Origin of the sequence: Mesorhizobium sp. M0306 (assembly GCF_040321655.1) — a bacterium.
Classification (GTDB): Bacteria; Pseudomonadota; Alphaproteobacteria; order Rhizobiales; family Rhizobiaceae; genus Mesorhizobium.
The window spans coordinates 47856-65419 of the sequence record NZ_JAMYRY010000023.1 but is presented as its reverse complement, the minus strand read 5'-3'; the positions used below and the strand labels follow the sequence as shown (position 1 = coordinate 65419).

Below are 17564 nucleotides of genomic sequence, written 5' to 3'. Positions count from 1 at the left end.
GTACTACTTTGCCGGTGAATAGATGCCGTCGATAGCCGGTGCGCCATCGGCGTGGACCAGGCCGCGCGCCACCAGGTCTTCCAGATGGGCAAGCACCGACAGGCCGGCTGCGCCATGCAGGCGCGGTTCGGTGTCTCGATAGATCGCGTCTACCATGTCCTTGATTGTCCGGTCGCCGCTGTTGATCCGCTCCAGAATTGCCCGTTCGCGCGTTTTGCGATGCATTTTCAATCCGCGCATGAAGTTGCGCGGCTCGGTCACCGGCCCACCATGCCCGGGCAGCAGCAGCCGGTCGTCACGTTCGATCAGCCGATCGAGCGATGTCATGTAGTCGGCCATCGCGCCATCCGGCGGCGCGACGATCGTGGTTGCCCACGCCATGACGTGATCGGCCGAGAAAAGGATGCCGGTTCCCTCCAGCGCGAAGGCCGCGTGATTGGCGGTATGGCCGGGCGTCAGCACCGTCCGGATCGCCCAGCCGTCGCCGTCGATCACCATATCGTCCGGCAGCGCGATATCAGGAACGAAGTCGGTGTCGGCGCTGGCATCGAGCGGATTGACCTCGCCGGTGCGCAAGGGCCGCGCCGGGCGATGCCCGCCTTCCGCCAGAACCACCGCACCGGTATGCTGCTTCAGCCGCGCCGCCAGCGGCGAATGGTCGCGATGCGTGTGGCTGACGAAGATATGGCTGACCGGCCTGCTCCCGATCGCTTCGAGCAGTGTTCGAAGATGTGCCTCGTCATCCGGTCCGGGATCGATCACCGCCAGCGTCTCGCGCCCGACGATATAGCTGTTGGTTCCGTGAAAGGTGAACGGGCTTGGGTTCCTGGCGGTGACGCGTTGAATACCAGGCGCAACGGCTACGCCCTGGCCGTAGGCAGGATCGAAGCGTGTGTCGAATTTCAGCGCCATGCGAACGTCGCGACCTTTTTTGGGGAGAGGGCAAAACCGATTGCCGCATAGCACGGAAGCCAATATAGGAAAACGCAAGGCCGCGTTCGGCGGCAATCCGGAACGGGGAAGACCATGGCAATTGCAACAACGATGCGTCCGCTCATTTCTCTCGCTTTGCCTGAAAAGGGCGCGGCCCGCCTGGCGGGACAGCTTTTGCTGGCGATCGCCGGAACGCTGCTGCTGATCTTGTCTGCCAAGACCAAGGTCATGCTCGGACCGGTCGATATCTCGATGCAGACGCTCGCTGTCTTCCTGATCGCTGCCGCCTTCGGCATGCGCCTCGGCGTCGCAACGCTGCTTCTCTACATGGCTGAGGGCGCATTGGGCCTTCCAGTCTTCCAGAGCACGCCCGAAAAGGGCATCGGTATCGCTTACATGCTCGGTTCGACCGGCGGTTATCTTGCCGGCTTCGTCGTTATGGCGGCGATCGTCGGCTGGGCTGCCGACCGTGGCTGGGATCGCCATCCTATCAAGCTCTTCAATGCCATGCTGGTGGCCGAGATCGTCATGATGGCAATGGGCTTTGCCTGGCTGGCGCTGTTGATCGGCCCGGAAAAGTCGTGGCAGTTCGGGGTGGTGCCCTTTATCGTCGGTGATCTGATCAAGGTTGCGCTGGCAGCGAGCCTGGTGCCGGCTGTCTGGTCGCTGCTGAAGCAGTAGTGAACCGGTCGAGCGGAGCTGAAGCCAAAAACGACCTGCACGTTGCGTCGCTGTCACCATGTTATTGCCTGAACCCATGACACGATAGTAACTTGGTCTCCGCGACGACTGTCCAAATGGTTTTTCGTCGTAGTTGGTGTGGCCGTGCAGGATCTTTCTCGTTGGCGGCAGGCTTGTAGCGCGACGCCATGCAGCGAGCCCGTCACATTAGCTTCAAGTCGACGGACTAAGTACCAGAACCAACGGGCGATTCGTCACGACCAGCGTAACCAAGCACCTACGTATGGAAATAAATTGCTCGACATAGCATCTCAGCCAGCTGAAAAAGAAAGCGGCTCGATGATTATTTAGGCACAGCTAAATTTCTGGACAATGTGTAGGAAATTCTTAACCCAACGGCCTTGACTCTGGTGGCTTGGTTGCTTGCTGGTACCCAGACACTGTCGTAACCGTTGACCTGAGATCATGCCGCTGACCGCCGAAGGAAGACACGTGAGTAGCGCGGAAAAAATAACGAGCAACGCGACCACCCCGTCGCCTGAGCGGACCGCCGCGCCGGCAACTCGCTGGTACGCGGCCAGCGTCTTTCCCGGAAAAGAGCATGTCGCCGAGCGGCATCTGCGGATCCAGGGATTCCAGCCCTTTGTGCCTCGCTGCGAGAAAACCGTGCGTCATGCCCGGCGGCTCGAAACACGAGTTGTCGCTTATTTCCCGGGTTATATGTTCATCGCCATCGACGTCGCGTTGCAACGTTGGCGCTCGATCAACGGAACGTTCGGTGTGCGTTCCCTCGTCATGCAAGGGGACCGGCCTTTGCCTGTCCCCTCCGGTCTGGTAGAGCGCTTCATTGGGTTGACCGGCAGGCACGGCCTGCTCGATTTCCGCGGCGGCCTCGCAGCCGGTGCTTCGGTTCGGATCCTTTCCGGCCCTTTCGCGGAAATGATCGGTCGCCTTGACCGGCTCGATCCAGCCGGAAGGGCTCGGGTTCTGGTTGCCATCATGAATGGCGAGATACCTGTCGACCTTGATGCCAGGGAGCTCGTCGCCATCGCATAGTCGTAAGCATCGAAGTGCGGCGAAGCGATGCAAATGTAGTAGGATCGGCTCTCGGGTTTTCACCCGGGAGTGCGGTAGCCGTGTTTCGGTAGGGAGTGGGCGCTGCCTGGCGAGATCGTCTCGTCGGCGCTGATTGAGAGTACGCGATATGCGGATAACAATGATTGGTGCCGGCTATGTGGGGCTCGTCTCGGGCGCCTGCTTCGCCGACTTTGGCCATCAGGTCTGCTGCGTCGATCGTGATGCGGAAAAGCTTGCCATGCTCAAACTCGGCAAGATACCCATCTATGAGCCGGGGCTCGACGACCTCGTCACGACCAACACTGCGCAAGGCCGCTTGCGTTTCGACGACAATCTGGCCGATGCGGTTTCTCAATCGGATGTCGTCTTCATTGCCGTGGGCACGCCGTCGCGGCGTGGCGACGGCCATGCCGATCTGTCCTTCGTCTACGATGCGGCGGCCGAAGTTGGCCGCGCGCTCAAAGGATTTACGGTCGTGGTGACGAAATCGACCGTCCCTGTTGGTACCGGCGATGAGGTCGAACGGATCATCCGCGAGCAAAATACGGCCGCCGATTTTGCGGTGGTCTCCAATCCGGAGTTTCTTCGCGAAGGATCGGCCATCGAGGACTTCAAGCGGCCCGACCGCATCATTGTCGGGACCGATGCCGAACGGGCCAAAGCGGTGATGGGTGAAATCTACCGCCCGCTCTCGCTGAATGTCGCGCCGATATTCTATACGAGCCGGCGTACGGCAGAGCTTACAAAATACGCCGGCAACGCGTTTCTGGCCATGAAGATCACCTTCATCAACGAAATTGCCGATCTCTGCGAGCGGTTGGGTGCCGATGTTCAGGACGTCGCGCGCGGCATCGGCATGGACAATCGCATCGGCGCAAAGTTCCTTCACGCCGGGCCGGGCTATGGCGGCTCCTGCTTCCCGAAAGATACGCTGGCACTGGTCAAGACCGCGCAGGACGCGGCAAGCCCGGTGCGGCTGATTGAAACGACGGTCTCGATAAACGACCAGCGCAAACGGGCGATGGCGCGCAAGGTGGTTGAGGCCTGCGGCGGCTCTGTGCGCGGCAAAACCGTCGGTATCCTTGGCCTTACCTTCAAGCCGAACACCGACGACATGCGCGATGCCCCCTCATTGGCCATCATTCAGGCACTCCAGGATGCAGGCGCTTTGATCAAGGCCTATGATCCGGTCGGCATGGAGCAGGCGCGCAAGATGATCGAGGGCATTGAATTCGGGGAAAGCGCCTACGCGGCAGCCGACGGCGCGCATGCGATCGTCATCGTCACCGAGTGGAATGCGTTTCGGTCGCTGGATCTGAAGCGGCTCTGTGCAACCATGGCGACGCCGGTAATGGTTGATCTTCGAAACGTCTACCGCGGTGAGGACGTCGTGAGGGAAGGGATAGCCTATTTCAGCGTTGGCCGAGAGCGGCACCTTGTCAGGTGAAGGTCCAGGTTTTCATGGCTCTGATTCACAGGGTTCAAATTGATCGCCACCACCATCCATTTACCCAACAAACGGCATCTGCTGCTCCGGATGCGCTTTCAGCTGCTTGGCGGATTAACCTTCGCGATTCTGCTGCCGGCGCTGATCCGCCTGTCGGTCGATCAGGAGGTGATCCGGTCGCCGAACCTGCAGGTTACGATCTTTGCGGCATTTGTCGCTCATACGACAGGTTATCTCTTTTATAAGCGCATCGGCAATTTCCCGGGTGTTGCAGCGGCTGGCTACATCCTGCCAACCTTCGCCCTGACCTACGGCCTGGTGTTCGCGACGATCTTCTTCTTCAGATTCGACTACAGCCGGTTCCAGGCAGCGGCGAGTTTCATTCAATCGACATTGTGGTATTTTGGTTTGAGCTTGGCCACCCGGCGGCTCGATGCACACCGACTGGCGATAATTCCGGGCGGAGACGTCAACAGGCTGGAGAGCATACCTGGCGTTAGCTGGCACAAAATTCATTCGCCTGACACTGTCGTCGAGTACGCGACCGGCGTGGTGGCCGATCTTCGAGCCGACCTTTCAGACGAGTGGGAGCGGTATATTGCCGACAGCGCGCTCTCGGGAACGCCGGTCTATCACGTCAAGCAAATAAGCGAGTCGCTCACAGGCAGGGTAGAGATCGAGCACCTTTCTGAAAACACTCTAGGCTCCTTGAATCCGAACCAGGCTTACCTGAAAATAAAGCAGGCGATAGACTGGGCTTCTGCGCTATTTGTGCTTGTTGTTTTCTCACCATTGCTGTTGTTCGTGGCGATTGCTGTAAAAATCGATTCGCCTGGACCGGCGCTATTTAGACAGAAGCGAATGGGCTACAGAGGGCATCCCTACGAGGTCTACAAGTTTCGAACGATGAAGCTCAGCGACATAGCTGTCGACGAGAAGGAAGCGGCCATCACAAAGGCCGGCGACACACGCATCACCCGTTTGGGGCAGTTCTTGAGAAAGTCCAGGATCGACGAGTTGCCGCAGGCCTTCAACATCGTGCGCGGCGAAATGAGCTGGATCGGACCGCGGCCGGAAGCACTTGTACTGTCGAAATGGTACGAGGCGGAGCTGCCATTCTATCGCTACCGGCACATCGTGCGGCCTGGCATTACCGGATGGGCGCAAGTCAACCAGGGCCATGTTGCAGCCGTCGACGACGTCTTGGAAAAGCTTCATTACGACTTCTACTACATCAAGAATTTCTCCCCTTGGCTCGACGTGCTGATCGTGTTTCGTACTATCCGAACCATGCTGACGGGATTTGGCGCGCGTTGACAAGCGACAGAGATCGCTAGTGGGCGCAGCCATGCCGCCGCGCACGAGCCCTACAGATGGACATAAGCACCAGCTTTTTTAAATGGGTATTTGGAATGCCTGACGTCACGCTGATTAGCGTTGAGAATATCGTCCTATCCACACCGGAGAAGCACAATGACTAGGAAAACCGCACTCATAACCGGCATCACCGGCCAGGATGGCGCCTATCTGGCGGAACTTCTCTTGGCAAAGGGCTATAATGTCCACGGCATCAAGCGGCGGTCGTCGTCGTTCAATACGGGCCGTATCGATAATCTGTACCAGGATCCGCATGAAAAGGACGTAAGGCTGTCGCTGCACTATGGCGACATGACCGATGCCACCAACCTCATCCGCATCGTCCAGGAAGTACAGCCAGACGAGATTTATAATCTCGCCGCACAGTCGCATGTCCAGGTGAGCTTCGAGACCGCAGAGTATACGGCGAATGCCGACGCAATCGGTACATTGCGTCTGCTCGAAGCGATCCGGCTGCTTGGCCTGACAAGAAAGACCCGTTTCTATCAGGCATCGACTTCCGAGCTCTACGGCAAGGTGCAGGAGATCCCGCAACGGGAGACTACGCCCTTTTATCCCCGCTCGCCCTATGCGGCTGCCAAGATCTATGCCTACTGGATCACGGTGAATTACCGCGAAGCTTATGATATCCACGCGTCGAATGGCATTCTGTTCAATCACGAAAGCCCGATGCGCGGCGAGACATTCGTCACCCGCAAGATCACGCGTGCGGCTGCTGCGATCAGCCTCGGCCTTCAGGACAAACTCTACCTCGGCAATTTATCGGCTGAACGCGATTGGGGCCATGCCCGCGATTACGTTGAGGGCATGTGGCGAATTCTTCAGCACGAAGTGCCCGATGACTATGTCCTTGCAACCGGCGTAAAGAATTCGGTCCGCCGTTTTGTCGAGGTTGCATTTAACGAGGTCGGGATCGAGGTTCGATGGGTTGGTTCCGGCATCAATGAAAAAGGCATCGACGCGAGATCCGGCGCCGTCCTGGTCGAGGTGGATCCGCGCTATTTCAGGCCGACCGAAGTCGAGCTTCTGATCGGCGACGCCTCGAAAGCGGAGCGCGTTCTCGGCTGGAAGGCAACGACTTCGCTGGCGACAATGGTCCAGGAAATGGTCCAGTCCGACCTCGAAACTGTAAAGCGGGAATCCGAGCACCGGCGCCTTGACGAAGATCGGATACGCGTTGCGGCCCAGTAAGCGCGTCGGACCGGGTTGACATGAAGGTCTCGGTTCTGACGGTCTGCCGCAACTCGGCCGCGACCATCAAGCATACGATCGACAGCTTCTTTGCCCAGAACCACGCGGACAAGGAACTGGTGGTCGTCGATGGCGGTTCGTTGGACGAAACGCTGGCAATAATCAGGTCTTACCCACAGGGCCAGATCCGGCTGATCAGCGAACCGGACAGCGGAATGTATGACGCGCTCAACAAGGGGCTGCGCCTCTATACCGGTGACGCCGTAGGCGTCCTGAATTCAGATGATTGCTTTCATGACCTCACAGCGCTCGCGCGCATCTCGAAAGGGCTCGAACAGGCTGATATTGTGCATGGGGACCTGAATTTCGTCGAAGACCATGTGACCAAGCGGGTCGTGCGCCGATGGCGCGCTGCTCCCAGGCCGACCAAAGGTTTCCGCACTGGTTGGATGCCGGCCCATCCGACATTCTACGTCAGGCGGAAAGTGGCGGAAGCGGTCGGCACGTTCGACCTCAGCCTTAAGGTGGCATCGGATTACGATTGGATGCTGAGAGCGGTCGAGGTCCATGGCTTCGCATCCGTTACCACCAACCACGTTTTAGTGGACATGATGGTCGGCGGCGCCAGCACGCGGAGCCTTGGCTCCTACATCGGGCACAACTTTGAAGCGTTGCGATCGCGACGGCAATGGCTACGTTCCGGTCCAATCGACTATGCGCTTGTTGCCAAGCCGGTGCGAAAGCTGGGGCAGTTTTTGTCCAGAGCGCAGCGAAACAATGGTCCCCTTGTGTGAAGGCAAGCGAGCCTTGGTTGAATGTCCGTTCCTTGATCGTCAAGCGCTTGCTTGGATTCGGGCGCGACGCCTAGCGGACGATCGCCGAGACGTATATGGATCGAGTTCCGCGATCTATAGACGACTCATGTACCAACAACATTCCCAAGTGGCAGAAGCCTGACGATGAATGACCCGAAGAGCATTTTGGAGCCGATCGGAGGCTATGCCCTCGACCTCATTGCGAAACTCGGCAACCGACCGTTTGTCCCGCATTCGTTGACGAAGCTGCACAATATGAAAACTTGTAGAGACATGACTGGCGCTATGACTGCGGTGGAAATTGGTTCCTATAAAGGTGTTACGACAAAGCGAATGTCTCATCTGTTTGACAAGGTGATCTCAGTCGAAATTGACGAAGCACTGTATCATCAGGCCAGCAAGCGCTGTGCAGGACGGAAAAATGTGGAATTGCTGCTCGGTGACGGCGCCAAGCTGCTGCCTGAAATAGCATCGCGGGTGAACAAAGCGCTTATCTTTTTGGATGGACACTTCAGCGGTGGCGAAACGGGACAGGGCGACGAGCCGGAGCCGGTGCTGAAGGAGCTCGATCTCATCGCCCCCTTCATTGCGAATTTTGTTGCGGTTGTGGTCGACGATTTCCGACTCTTCGGCGTCGAGCCCGGATGGCCAAGGAAGTCGGAAGTGATCCAAAAGCTGGAAATCCTGCTGCCGGAAACACAATGGCGACTTTCTGTGCTAAACGACCAGTTTTTGGCCGTCCGAAAGCTTGGCTAAATTGACGTCCAATGGTGAACTGACCAGAGCAGGGTCGTGGCATCTGCCGGTTCTTAGCCGGTGGGATGTGGGGGTCATCCGCTCACCCGGGCCGGGGTTAGGTAATCTGCTCTTTCCGATCGCGCGCGCATTGATCGGGCAGAAGGTTCACGGCGGTGTCTTCGTTCATCCGACTCTGAGGCAGCTCAAATTAGGAACGTTCCTCCGCCGCGAGCGTGACACGCGAACCTATGGCAGGGTCATGCGCGGCCGCACGGGTGCTGAGTGGCGCGATTGGGCGCAAGCTCAGTGGTATCCGAAGGTCGACGAAGATGCCTATCGCGGCGAGATGGGTGTCACAGTCCGCTATTCGGGCCTAAAAGGCTATTTCCATGAACTCACTGGTCACAGAGAAGTCGTGTCGGCCTGGCTCAAGGATACGGTCCGCAGCGCCGGAGGTATAGACGACCCCTATGACATCGGGCTCCACATCCGGCTCGGTGATTTCGCGCAGTCCGATAGCACTCAGGGGGGCAACAATGTTCGGTTGTCCTTCGATTGGTATCGCGCCGCACTCGGAGAAGCACGGCGGCTCCTTGGCACTGCGACGCCGCGAATTACGCTGTTCACGGATGGCAAGGCGGACTTCGTCAATCGCGAATTGGGTGTACAGCATCTTGCGATCGATCCGAGCGGCAATGCGCTCACCGCGATGCATAACCTGTCACGGGCCCGCGTGGTGATCGCTTCCCGCTCAACGTTTTCCATGTGGGCAGTCTATCTCGGTGGCATGCCGGCGATCTGGGACGCGAAATTTGATCTTCAATGCAGCTTTCCGGAACGGTCTGGTCTCGACCACCGACTCTAAGGCGGGCCGGTTAGGGAATATTCGCTGACTTATTTCGTTAGGACAGTGAACTGGACTGACAAGTTTGCAGATCTGAGCGCTTTAGGCGCGTGGAGTCTTCAGCGTGCTGATTTCGAAAATGGCGTTCACGACGTGGTCGTGAAAGCGCTGATGGCCACCGGGTTCGTCGGCGCGATCTCATATGGCACTTCACCCTGGCAATTATCTCGGCCTTGCCGTCGGGACGGCCACACTTCGATCATTGCCTTTGGCACCACAACCTTTTTTGAGGAACTCGGATAAGCCATGTTCTCCGGTGCCATTTTGGACCAGCCTGGCCTTTGGACTACGCTCCGCACGATCACCGGAGTTTATGCCGCGCAGCAGAGGGAACTCGGCAGATTGCGAAAGCTGACATATGGCTGGATACTGGACCAGGGTAGGGTTTCACCGATTCGAGCTGGCAGCAGATCTTCAGGGCCAAATTGAGATCAAGTTTCGCAACCTCCGCGGGCGAAATCGTTGCGCGTGGCTTCGTAACCGTGGGCTCGCCCGGGGGGCACCGCGAATCCTATATTAAGACGTTATCTCGCATAACGGGGCTCGCGCCACTGATCGAACCCCGCGGCGTTTCGACATTGAACACGCTTCTGGCCGCGGACTCAGTGCTGTTTGCCACGCTTGAGGACGACATTGCGTTCTTTTTTGCGGTAGCCATTTTGCGCGCGGTCCTCCGTCGCCGCACGGTCGCGATCTTAATGAGCCCGCGACGCTGCTTCACCCCGGGCTTTAAATCTGTGGTGCGGCGCCACGCGTTTCGCTTCCTCAAGCGGCTACGCAGTGTGACCTTGCTCTCGATCCTGCCCTTTTATCTAGATCAACGGTTCGCGAGCGTCGCGGATGAGTGGATCTACGATCCGCAGTTTTGGGATTTGGACAGTAGGATCGAGAACCCTGATTGGCCTGAGAGCGCACTTGCGCAGGACGTGAAACGGAAGGCGCAAGGTCGCCCCATCCTCTTGTTTCTTGGTGGCCCGTCCGTGATGAAAGGTTTTCCTTTCCTCGCCAAAATCTTGCAAGCTAAGCCCGCCATTACCGACCGGCTGATGATTGTCGTCGCCGGCAAAGTCCCGGAAGATCAGAAGCGGTTCGCAGAGCTGGTGAGCGAGGCGGGCGGCCTGGTGATCGACCGCTATCTGACTGATGATGACGTTTTGTCCGCAAAACTTTGCGCTACGTGTCTATGGGCCTGCTACGACCCGTCCTATGATTCTTCTTCCGGGCTGTTCGGCCGCGCCATGCAGCTTGGCAAAGAAGCTATTGTCCGGCGGGGATCATATATTGACAGCATTGCATCGCACCTGAAATATCCGGTTCATCGTTGCGCATTCGGTGATATTGACGAGGGTGTGGCGATTCTCATGGAAATCGGCGAAGCGGATTCGCAGCCGCAGCCCGACGCTATAGCAATGACATGCCGGGACCAATCCGTGGCCCGTTTGCGTGCCGCACTTGAAATTCGTGACAACGCCTTTGCCGAACCAATTGACGGTAATGCCGAACCGCGCCGGTAATGGCGAAACAAGAAATCCCACGCGTAAAGATGGAAAATCATGGGTCCGCAGACTAAACAGGCTCTACGCGACGTCGGCCGACGGTTTGGCCTGGACATCCGGCTGAACGGGCTGAATTCGCGCGATGACCTTCGTTTCATTCACTTCTTGCGCATGCACAGGATCGACACGGTTCTCGATGTAGGCGCCAACCGGGGGCAATTCGCCCAGCAGCTTTTCAAGAATGGGTATGAGGGGCGTATCATCTCTTTCGAGCCCTTGCCCGACGAGCACGAGCTCCTGCTCGAAGCGGCTGCAGCGTTCGGAGATCGATGGTCCGTCGCACAGCGTTTAGCAGTAGGCGACAAAGCGGGCCGGGCGAGCTTTTATGTAACGCAGGGCTCTGCCAGCAGCTCGCTGCTGGAGCCACTCGGCGGCTTTGTTGAGTCGGCCCCGCAGGTTAAGGTCGACAGGCAGATCGAGGTCGAAACCCAGAGGCTAGATGCCCTTTGGCCCAATCTTGATCTGACCGGTCGTAATGTCTTCTTGAAGATCGATGTGCAGGGCAGTGAGGCCTTGGTTGTTGAGGGAGCGCGCGCCGTCCTGCCGCACGTCCAAGGCATTCTCGTCGAACTTTCGCTGGTCGATCTTTATGCCGGGCAATCTTCGGGGATTGCATTACAACAGCGGATGGCCGAGGAGGGTTTCGGCCTGTGGGATATCTGGATCGGATTCCGCAACCCGCAAACCTGTCGGCTTAACCAGATCGATGCGCTTTTCTTCCGCGACCCCGCGACAGGTGAGACCGCTCAGTGAAAGTTGTTCAAATCGTGGGTTGTCCCCTTCATTCGGGAGCGGGCAGGGGCATACGCGCATTGCACGAAGCCCTTCTCGGGCGCGGTATCGACACCCGCATCATTGGTCGTGTCGAATCCGATCTGCCGTCAGATCTCAAAGCTGAATCCGTCTCGTTTTTTGCGCGGCTTCCCGTCAGCCTGCGAAATCGCTTTAAGCGATGGCAGATCGAACGCCGGTTCGGACCTCTGCCGATAGACGTTCAACCCATCGGTCACGGCCTCAGTCTTCACAGGTGGCCCACCTATCGAGAGGCGGACCTGATACACATCCAGTTCGCCGGAGCAACGACCCTTGGGCCGCCGCTTTGGCGTGCGCTCCGGGCAGAGACACGCCCCGTCGTGTGGACGCTACGCGACATGTGGCCGTTCACCGGTGGCTGCCACTTCTCGGGCCAGTGCGAGCGCTTTAGAGCAGGCTGCGGCTGTTGTCCCGAATTCGGCGGCGCATTAGATGAAGAGATCACAGCCCACGATCTAACGTTCAAGGCAGCACATATCAGTAAGAACATTACTTTCGTTGCTATCAGCGACAGCATCGCCGAGAGGGCGCGGTCCAGCACCGTCCTGAAAGATCGCGATATCCGTGTCATTCCGAACTCAGTGATGCTGGATCGTTTCCTGCCAATTGCGAAGAGAGAGGCTCGGGCGGCACTGGGGCTTCCGAACGACAGAATTATTCTAGCAGTAGGAGCGCTCAATCTGGCGAATCCCCGCAAGGGCAGCGCGACGCTTGCCGCTTTGTTCGCGGCCTATAGCCGAGATCCGCGCGTGCATTTTGCGGTCTTTGGACAAAACCTTGAGCAGCTTGTATCCCCGGTGCCTGAGAACTTCACGCAGTTCGGGCTCTTGGACGATGATGTTAAACTCAATCGGATATACGCGGCAGCTGACATCTATCTTATGCCATCCCTGCAAGAGTCCTTCGGCAAAGTGACGGTTGAGGCGATGGCATCGGGCACGCCGGTGATCGCCTATGATGGCACACCGGCGGTAGACATGGTCCGAAACAGCCAAACCGGATGGCTGGCACCAAATGGAGACAGTGTCAAGTTCTTGGATACCGTAAGAGAGGCTTGCGCGCTTCCGGAAGGCGCCCTTACCGAAATGGGAACGCGCGCGCGCGCAGACGTTGTCGAGAATTTTTCGCTCGCTAGCGTCGCGGAACGACACATTGAACTATATCGGGAGCGTTTGGGGAAAGAAGTCAACGCAACGGTAAACCGGGCAAGTCCGGTAAACTGATGGCATTGTCAAAAGACTCTGTGTTGTCAAGTGAGCATCTGACGCGCAATCTCGGGAGACGCACGGCATCGGGAGGGATCATAGCCCTCGGCGCTCAGCTTTTAATTCTTCTCACGCAATTCGGCTACATGGCGCTGATGGCGCGTTTGCTCCAACCGGATGACTTCGGTCTGGTGGCGATGGCGGCGTCCGCTACTGCGTTTGTCGGAGTCTTCGCCGATTTAGGTCTGTCGATGGTGACCATCCAGCGCAAGGAGGTTGATCATGACACCGTCAGCGCGTTATTTTTCGTCAACCTTGGCGTCGGTTTCGCTCTCTTGCCACTGACATGGCTCACAGCGCCTGTCGCAACTTGGCTTTTTAATGAGCCTCGCGTCTTTCACCTTGTTCTGGTTCTGGCGATCGCCATTCCGATCACTGCGGCCGGTGCGCAGCACAAGGCACTGTTGATTCGCAACATGCGTTGGATGGCGCTGCAGGGCGTGAATCTTGGCAGTCTCTTGTGTGGATTTTCTGTCGGTATTGCAATGGCATGGGGCTGGGACTTCAAATATTGGTCGCTCGCTGCGGCGACGCTGACCACGGCTTTTGTCGGCACGGTTGGCTTGTGGATGCTGTCACCCTGGCGTCCGACCAAGGTCGCGAATTGGAAGAACGCACGATCGGCCATTAGTTTCGGGATCAATTACAGTGGGTCTCAATTCACAAACTACATCAACCGCCAGTCCGACAATGTGCTGGTTGGCTGGAAGTCGGGTCCCGGCGAACTCGGATTCTACACCCGCGCCTACTCACTGTTTATGTTGCCGATAACGCTCGTCAGTGGACCAATCGGCTCGGTGATAATTCCAATGCTGAGCCGACTCCAAACCCAACCCGACAAGTGGGCAAGAACCTATCTTAGCGCTATGCGGCTCACACTCATGATGAACGCAATATTGTGTATCCTCATCACCATCAATGCACAAGAAATTGTGGCACTCGTTTATGGAGAAAATTGGTCAAAGTCCGGTACTATTTTGATGGTACTTTCCTTGTCTCTCATCACGAGTATTTCCGGTCAGTTTGGTGGCTGGGCATTGATCTCTGTGGGTCGAGCCCGAGAGCTATTTGTATTTTCCATCTTCTCGTCGGCAATTCGCTTTGCAGCCTTCTTGTTTGCTGTTCAATGGGGTGCCTCGGGAGTTGCCGTCGCGTGGTCTATTACGTCTTGGGTGTTCACCCCAGTGCTTTGGCTTTATGCAACAAGAGATACAGAGCTGAGATTTGCGGACCTCGTGAAAGCGGCAGCGCCCTTCTTCTTTGCTTATATTGTGATCGTCGCTTTGTTTCGCTTTCTTGGGAGCTCGATCGGTCTCTCATCTGACGGCTCGTCTCTGCTGGCCGGAGGCAACATCATGTTAAACTCGACTGTCACGATTGTGATCTATGGAATTTTTGTTGTTGCTCCGTATCGTTTCGCCGGTCCGATGTTGGCGGACATGCGGCTCTTCCTGGACAAAGACGTACAGTCGGGGGACTAAATCATTGAAAATAATCGTTGAAACCACGGTTTTTTTGAACGGCGGAGACGCCGCGATCCAAGTCGCGACAAAACGCATTCTTACGACCGCGTTCGGAGAAGATACCGAGATCGTTTTCGCGGATATGGACGCGGAAGTCGCCGAACGGTATTATCCGGGAAATGACTTTATTGTTTTCCCGTCGGCGCGGATTCGGAAGAATGTCTTCGTTCGATTGATAAATAAATTGACTAAGGGCTGGTTACAGATAGATCTGGTTTATTCGATTCTGATTACTATGATATTTCTGGAACGGAATTTGAGATGGTTGAAGTACCCTGGGCATCGTGGCGCGATTGCTCAGGCCCTAAGGGAGTACATCGCAGCTGATCTTATTGTTTCGACAGGCGGCACGTACCTTTCAAAGAAGCATCCTGGGTCCGTTGCCGTTCGTCTGCCAGAATACGAGAGAGACATTTATCTTGGAAAGCCGCCCATTTTTTTCACCCAATCGATGGGTCCATTCGGCGAGGGCCGCATCTTTCGCCGACTTGCGAGCGTTCTGAAAAAGAGCCCTCTTATACTCGTCAGAGATGGAAGATCCATGACTTTTGCAAGAGAGCTTATCGACGATCCGAGTAACGTTGAGACAGTGGCGGACAGCGTTTTCGTTCTGACGGATCAGGACAAAATCGTGAAACGGCGCGCAGCGCCGCGGGTTGCGACTCCGGGCCGGCGGCCGCGGATCGCCGTTTCGGTGCGACGGTGGACGGATTTCGGGGCACGCGACTCGGAGATTGGCCAAGCGATATACCACCAATCGGTAGCTCGAGCCGTAGCGTGGCTGGTGGAGGAGGTTGGGGCCGAAGTGACATTTGTTTCGACCTGCCAGGGGATTCCGGAGTATCCTTTCAACGACGCGGACACGGCAAAAGATGTCTGGATATATCTGCCAGACCACGTTCGAAACAGCGTAGTCATCGATTCGCAGTTCAGGGACACTGAAACGTTACTTCGGAAGATTGACGAATTCGATGGTGCCATTTGCACACGCATGCACATGTGCATTCTGTGTCTGTGTCAAGGCGTTCCAGTCCTGCCGATTTGCTATGAGAGGAAGACAGCAGATCTTTTTCGATCGCTTGATTTGGAGGAGTACGTTACGCTTATCGATAAGATTGATCCGGATTATTTTGGCAATCTGGTTGAGCGCTGGTGGAAAAATCAGGACTTGATCGCAGAAAGATCCTGGCGTGGGACGATTGCCTTGCGTGACAGTGCTTTGTCTACCGTCGACATTCTACAAAGAAGATTTGCGCCGGTGGAGTTACAGCCGGAGGCGGTGCCCTCATGATTGCGGTCATTTCGCAATTCTTTAACACGCCTTCCGAGACTTTTATCCGAGATCATGTTCGCGGCCTTGCGCCCGGCAGGACCGTGCTCATCTGCCAGAATCCTGATGGTGCCGATCAATTCGGTTATCCGGTCCTTTCCGGGATTCCGCGGCCGTCACGGCTTAGCGGGTTGCCTAGCCGCATTGCCATCCCGGCGCGCCAATGCTGGCTGGCGTATGTCCGCGAGGGAATCTGCAGGAGCGACGAGGACAGAGTTGTCGAATTTTTCAGGGCCCACAAGGTGGATGCCGCGCTTGTCGAGTATCTTACGATGGGAGCACTGTTCGCGCGCGCCTGTCGCCGCGCGGGCGTGCGATTGTACGCCCACGCCCATGGAGCGGATTCTACCGTGATGCCTAGGAAGTATTTGTGGCGACGCCGTTACCGCCATCTCTTCGCCAGTGCTGACGGCATCATAACGCCATCACGATTCATCGCCGATCGCCTGAATCAAATCGGCTGTCCAAATGAGAAACTGCACGTCAGTCCATGCGGAGTTTCGCCCGAGCGCTTCACACCATCGCAGCGCGAAAGCGGTCGGCTCCTCTTCGTTGGACGGTTCGTTGAAAAGAAATCACCGCACCTCGCTATCGAGGCTTTCGCCCGGATTGCTACAAGGTTTCCCGAGGCGCGACTTGACTTCGTTGGCGATGGCCCTCTCATGGCGCGATGCAAGGCATTGGTGAGGCAGGAAAACCTGTCGGATCGTGTCGTCTTTCATGGATATCGAAGCACAGAGTTTGTTCAGGGGATGATGCAGAACGCTGCGATTTTTGTGCAACATTCGGTGACCGCAAGCAATGGGGATATGGAAGGCCTGCCGGTATCGATCCTGGAGGCCATGGCAAGCGCACTTCCTGTTGTGGCGACACGTCACAGCGGCATTCCGGAAGCTGTTGTCGATGGTGAGACCGGCATACTTGTAGACGAGCAGGATATCGAAGGCATGGCAGAGGCGTTTGCTAATCTCCTGGCGGAGCCTCACCTTGCTGCCGCGATGGGGGATGCCGGGCGGCTGCGTGTACTGGATCATTTCACGCAACGGCACACGCGCGATCGGCTTCGACATGCCATGATGCTGCCGGCCATGGCGAGGCCTCTCGACTTCACTGAGGGCCTGGGTCAATGAAGAATGCCGACCAGTGGAAGCCCACTAAGTTCGAACGGACTGGTAAGGGTGTTTGGCGCTCGAACCGCAAGGAGGTACCGGCGCGGTCGCGCTTGATCGCCGATCGATTGGCGTCCGTATATGCCGCCGCGATCGCTACTCATGCTAAGGGCCGTCTCGCGGATCTGGGCTGTGGGGCCGTCCCGCTTTACGGGATCTACCGTGACTATGTCAGTGAAGTGTTCTGCGTCGATTGGCCGGGCAGCACGCATGGCGCCGCCTACGTCGACCTATTCGCCGATCTCAACGAGCAGTTGGTCTTGGAGCAAGGGAGTTTCGACACGATCATCGCCAGCGATGTTATCGAACATTTGTATACGCCGCAGGCCTTGTTCGACAGTGCAGGCCGGGCCTTGAGGCCTGGCGGTAAGCTGATACTCGGCGCGCCGTTTCTTTACTGGCTGCACGAGGTCCCCCACGACTATCATCGCTACACGCGCTTTGCATTGGAGCGGATGGCGGCGAAGGCTGGCTTAAACACAATTGAATTATCCTCCTACGGCGGCGTCACGGATGTTCTTGCCGATCTTGCGACGAAGGCGGTGTCGACTCGGCCCTGGATTGCCGATTCTGTCTACTGGCTTACCAGGCTGATGCGAGCGTTGCCTCCCGTCAAAAAATTGGGGCTCGCGACACGCGAGAGCATGCCGATGGGTTATCTTCTGGTAGCGGAAAAGTGACCTAGTGCGCATTTTCGTCGCGTTGCATAGCGACGGTAAGCCTTAGGTGCGGCATGATGCGAGAG

The 17564-nt window shown here is 57.1% G+C and carries 16 protein-coding genes and 1 pseudogene; 16 read left to right on the top strand and 1 reads right to left on the bottom strand.

All coding sequences use genetic code 11. The features are described 5' to 3' along the window. Window positions 1–3: 3 nt before the first annotated feature. Window positions 4–912, bottom strand: a complete 909-nt coding sequence (locus NKI95_RS25125) for an MBL fold metallo-hydrolase (RefSeq protein ID WP_352720043.1) — start codon at window positions 910–912, stop codon at window positions 4–6. Window positions 913–1026: 114 nt separating this feature from the next. Between NKI95_RS25125 and NKI95_RS25120 the strand changes: the two genes are divergently transcribed. From NKI95_RS25120 to NKI95_RS25045, 16 genes and pseudogenes are all read left to right on the top strand, one after another. After that, window positions 1027–1614, top strand: a complete 588-nt coding sequence (locus NKI95_RS25120) for a biotin transporter BioY (RefSeq protein WP_352720041.1) — start codon at window positions 1027–1029, stop codon at window positions 1612–1614. A gap of 465 nt (window positions 1615–2079) precedes the next feature. Continuing rightward, complete coding sequence (nusG, locus tag NKI95_RS25115) at window positions 2080–2670, top strand: transcription termination/antitermination protein NusG (protein WP_352720040.1); 591 nt, start codon at window positions 2080–2082, stop codon at window positions 2668–2670. Window positions 2671–2818: 148 nt separating this feature from the next. Next, window positions 2819–4138, top strand: coding sequence for a UDP-glucose dehydrogenase family protein (locus tag NKI95_RS25110; RefSeq protein WP_352720038.1), 1320 nt, complete (start codon window positions 2819–2821; stop codon window positions 4136–4138). Between the two features lie 39 nt (window positions 4139–4177). Then, window positions 4178–5455 carry a sugar transferase gene (locus NKI95_RS25105; RefSeq protein WP_352720035.1) on the top strand — a complete coding sequence of 426 codons (1278 nt, stop codon included), beginning with the start codon at window positions 4178–4180 and terminating at the stop codon, window positions 5453–5455. A 156-nt stretch (window positions 5456–5611) separates the two neighbouring features. Then, window positions 5612–6725, top strand: a pseudogene (gene gmd, locus NKI95_RS25100) (GDP-mannose 4,6-dehydratase). Between the two features lies 1 nt (window position 6726). Beyond that, window positions 6727–7500 (top strand): glycosyltransferase family 2 protein, encoded by a 774-nt coding sequence (locus NKI95_RS25095; protein WP_352720034.1) that lies wholly within the window; start codon window positions 6727–6729, stop codon window positions 7498–7500. A gap of 165 nt (window positions 7501–7665) precedes the next feature. Beyond that, complete coding sequence (locus NKI95_RS25090; RefSeq protein ID WP_352720032.1) at window positions 7666–8277, top strand: rRNA adenine N-6-methyltransferase family protein; 612 nt, start codon at window positions 7666–7668, stop codon at window positions 8275–8277. Beyond that, window positions 8270–9124, top strand: coding sequence for an O-fucosyltransferase family protein (locus NKI95_RS25085; protein WP_352720029.1), 855 nt, complete (start codon window positions 8270–8272; stop codon window positions 9122–9124). The genes NKI95_RS25090 and NKI95_RS25085 overlap by 8 nt, the downstream gene beginning before the upstream one ends. 45 nt (window positions 9125–9169) lie before the next feature. Next, on the top strand, window positions 9170–9406 hold the full coding sequence (locus NKI95_RS25080) for a hypothetical protein (protein ID WP_352720027.1): 237 nt from the start codon (window positions 9170–9172) through the stop codon (window positions 9404–9406). A gap of 335 nt (window positions 9407–9741) precedes the next feature. Beyond that, window positions 9742–10677 (top strand): hypothetical protein, encoded by a 936-nt coding sequence (locus tag NKI95_RS25075; protein WP_352720026.1) that lies wholly within the window; start codon window positions 9742–9744, stop codon window positions 10675–10677. A 39-nt stretch (window positions 10678–10716) separates the two neighbouring features. Beyond that, on the top strand, window positions 10717–11472 hold the full coding sequence (locus tag NKI95_RS25070) for an FkbM family methyltransferase (RefSeq protein WP_352720025.1): 756 nt from the start codon (window positions 10717–10719) through the stop codon (window positions 11470–11472). Next, entirely contained in the window at window positions 11469–12755 is a 1287-nt protein-coding gene (locus tag NKI95_RS25065) for a glycosyltransferase (protein WP_352720024.1), read from the top strand. The genes NKI95_RS25070 and NKI95_RS25065 overlap by 4 nt, the downstream gene beginning before the upstream one ends. Further along, window positions 12755–14278: a lipopolysaccharide biosynthesis protein gene (locus tag NKI95_RS25060; protein ID WP_352720023.1), complete on the top strand. Its 1524-nt coding sequence runs from the start codon at window positions 12755–12757 to the stop codon at window positions 14276–14278. Before NKI95_RS25065 ends, NKI95_RS25060 begins: the two co-directional genes overlap by 1 nt. A 4-nt stretch (window positions 14279–14282) precedes the next feature. Further along, window positions 14283–15611 (top strand): polysaccharide pyruvyl transferase family protein, encoded by a 1329-nt coding sequence (locus tag NKI95_RS25055; protein WP_352720022.1) that lies wholly within the window; start codon window positions 14283–14285, stop codon window positions 15609–15611. After that, window positions 15608–16780 carry a glycosyltransferase gene (locus tag NKI95_RS25050; protein WP_352720020.1) on the top strand — a complete coding sequence of 391 codons (1173 nt, stop codon included), beginning with the start codon at window positions 15608–15610 and terminating at the stop codon, window positions 16778–16780. Before NKI95_RS25055 ends, NKI95_RS25050 begins: the two co-directional genes overlap by 4 nt. Then, entirely contained in the window at window positions 16777–17499 is a 723-nt protein-coding gene (locus NKI95_RS25045; protein ID WP_352720018.1) for a class I SAM-dependent methyltransferase, read from the top strand. The genes NKI95_RS25050 and NKI95_RS25045 overlap by 4 nt, the downstream gene beginning before the upstream one ends. Window positions 17500–17564 lie beyond the last annotated feature (65 nt).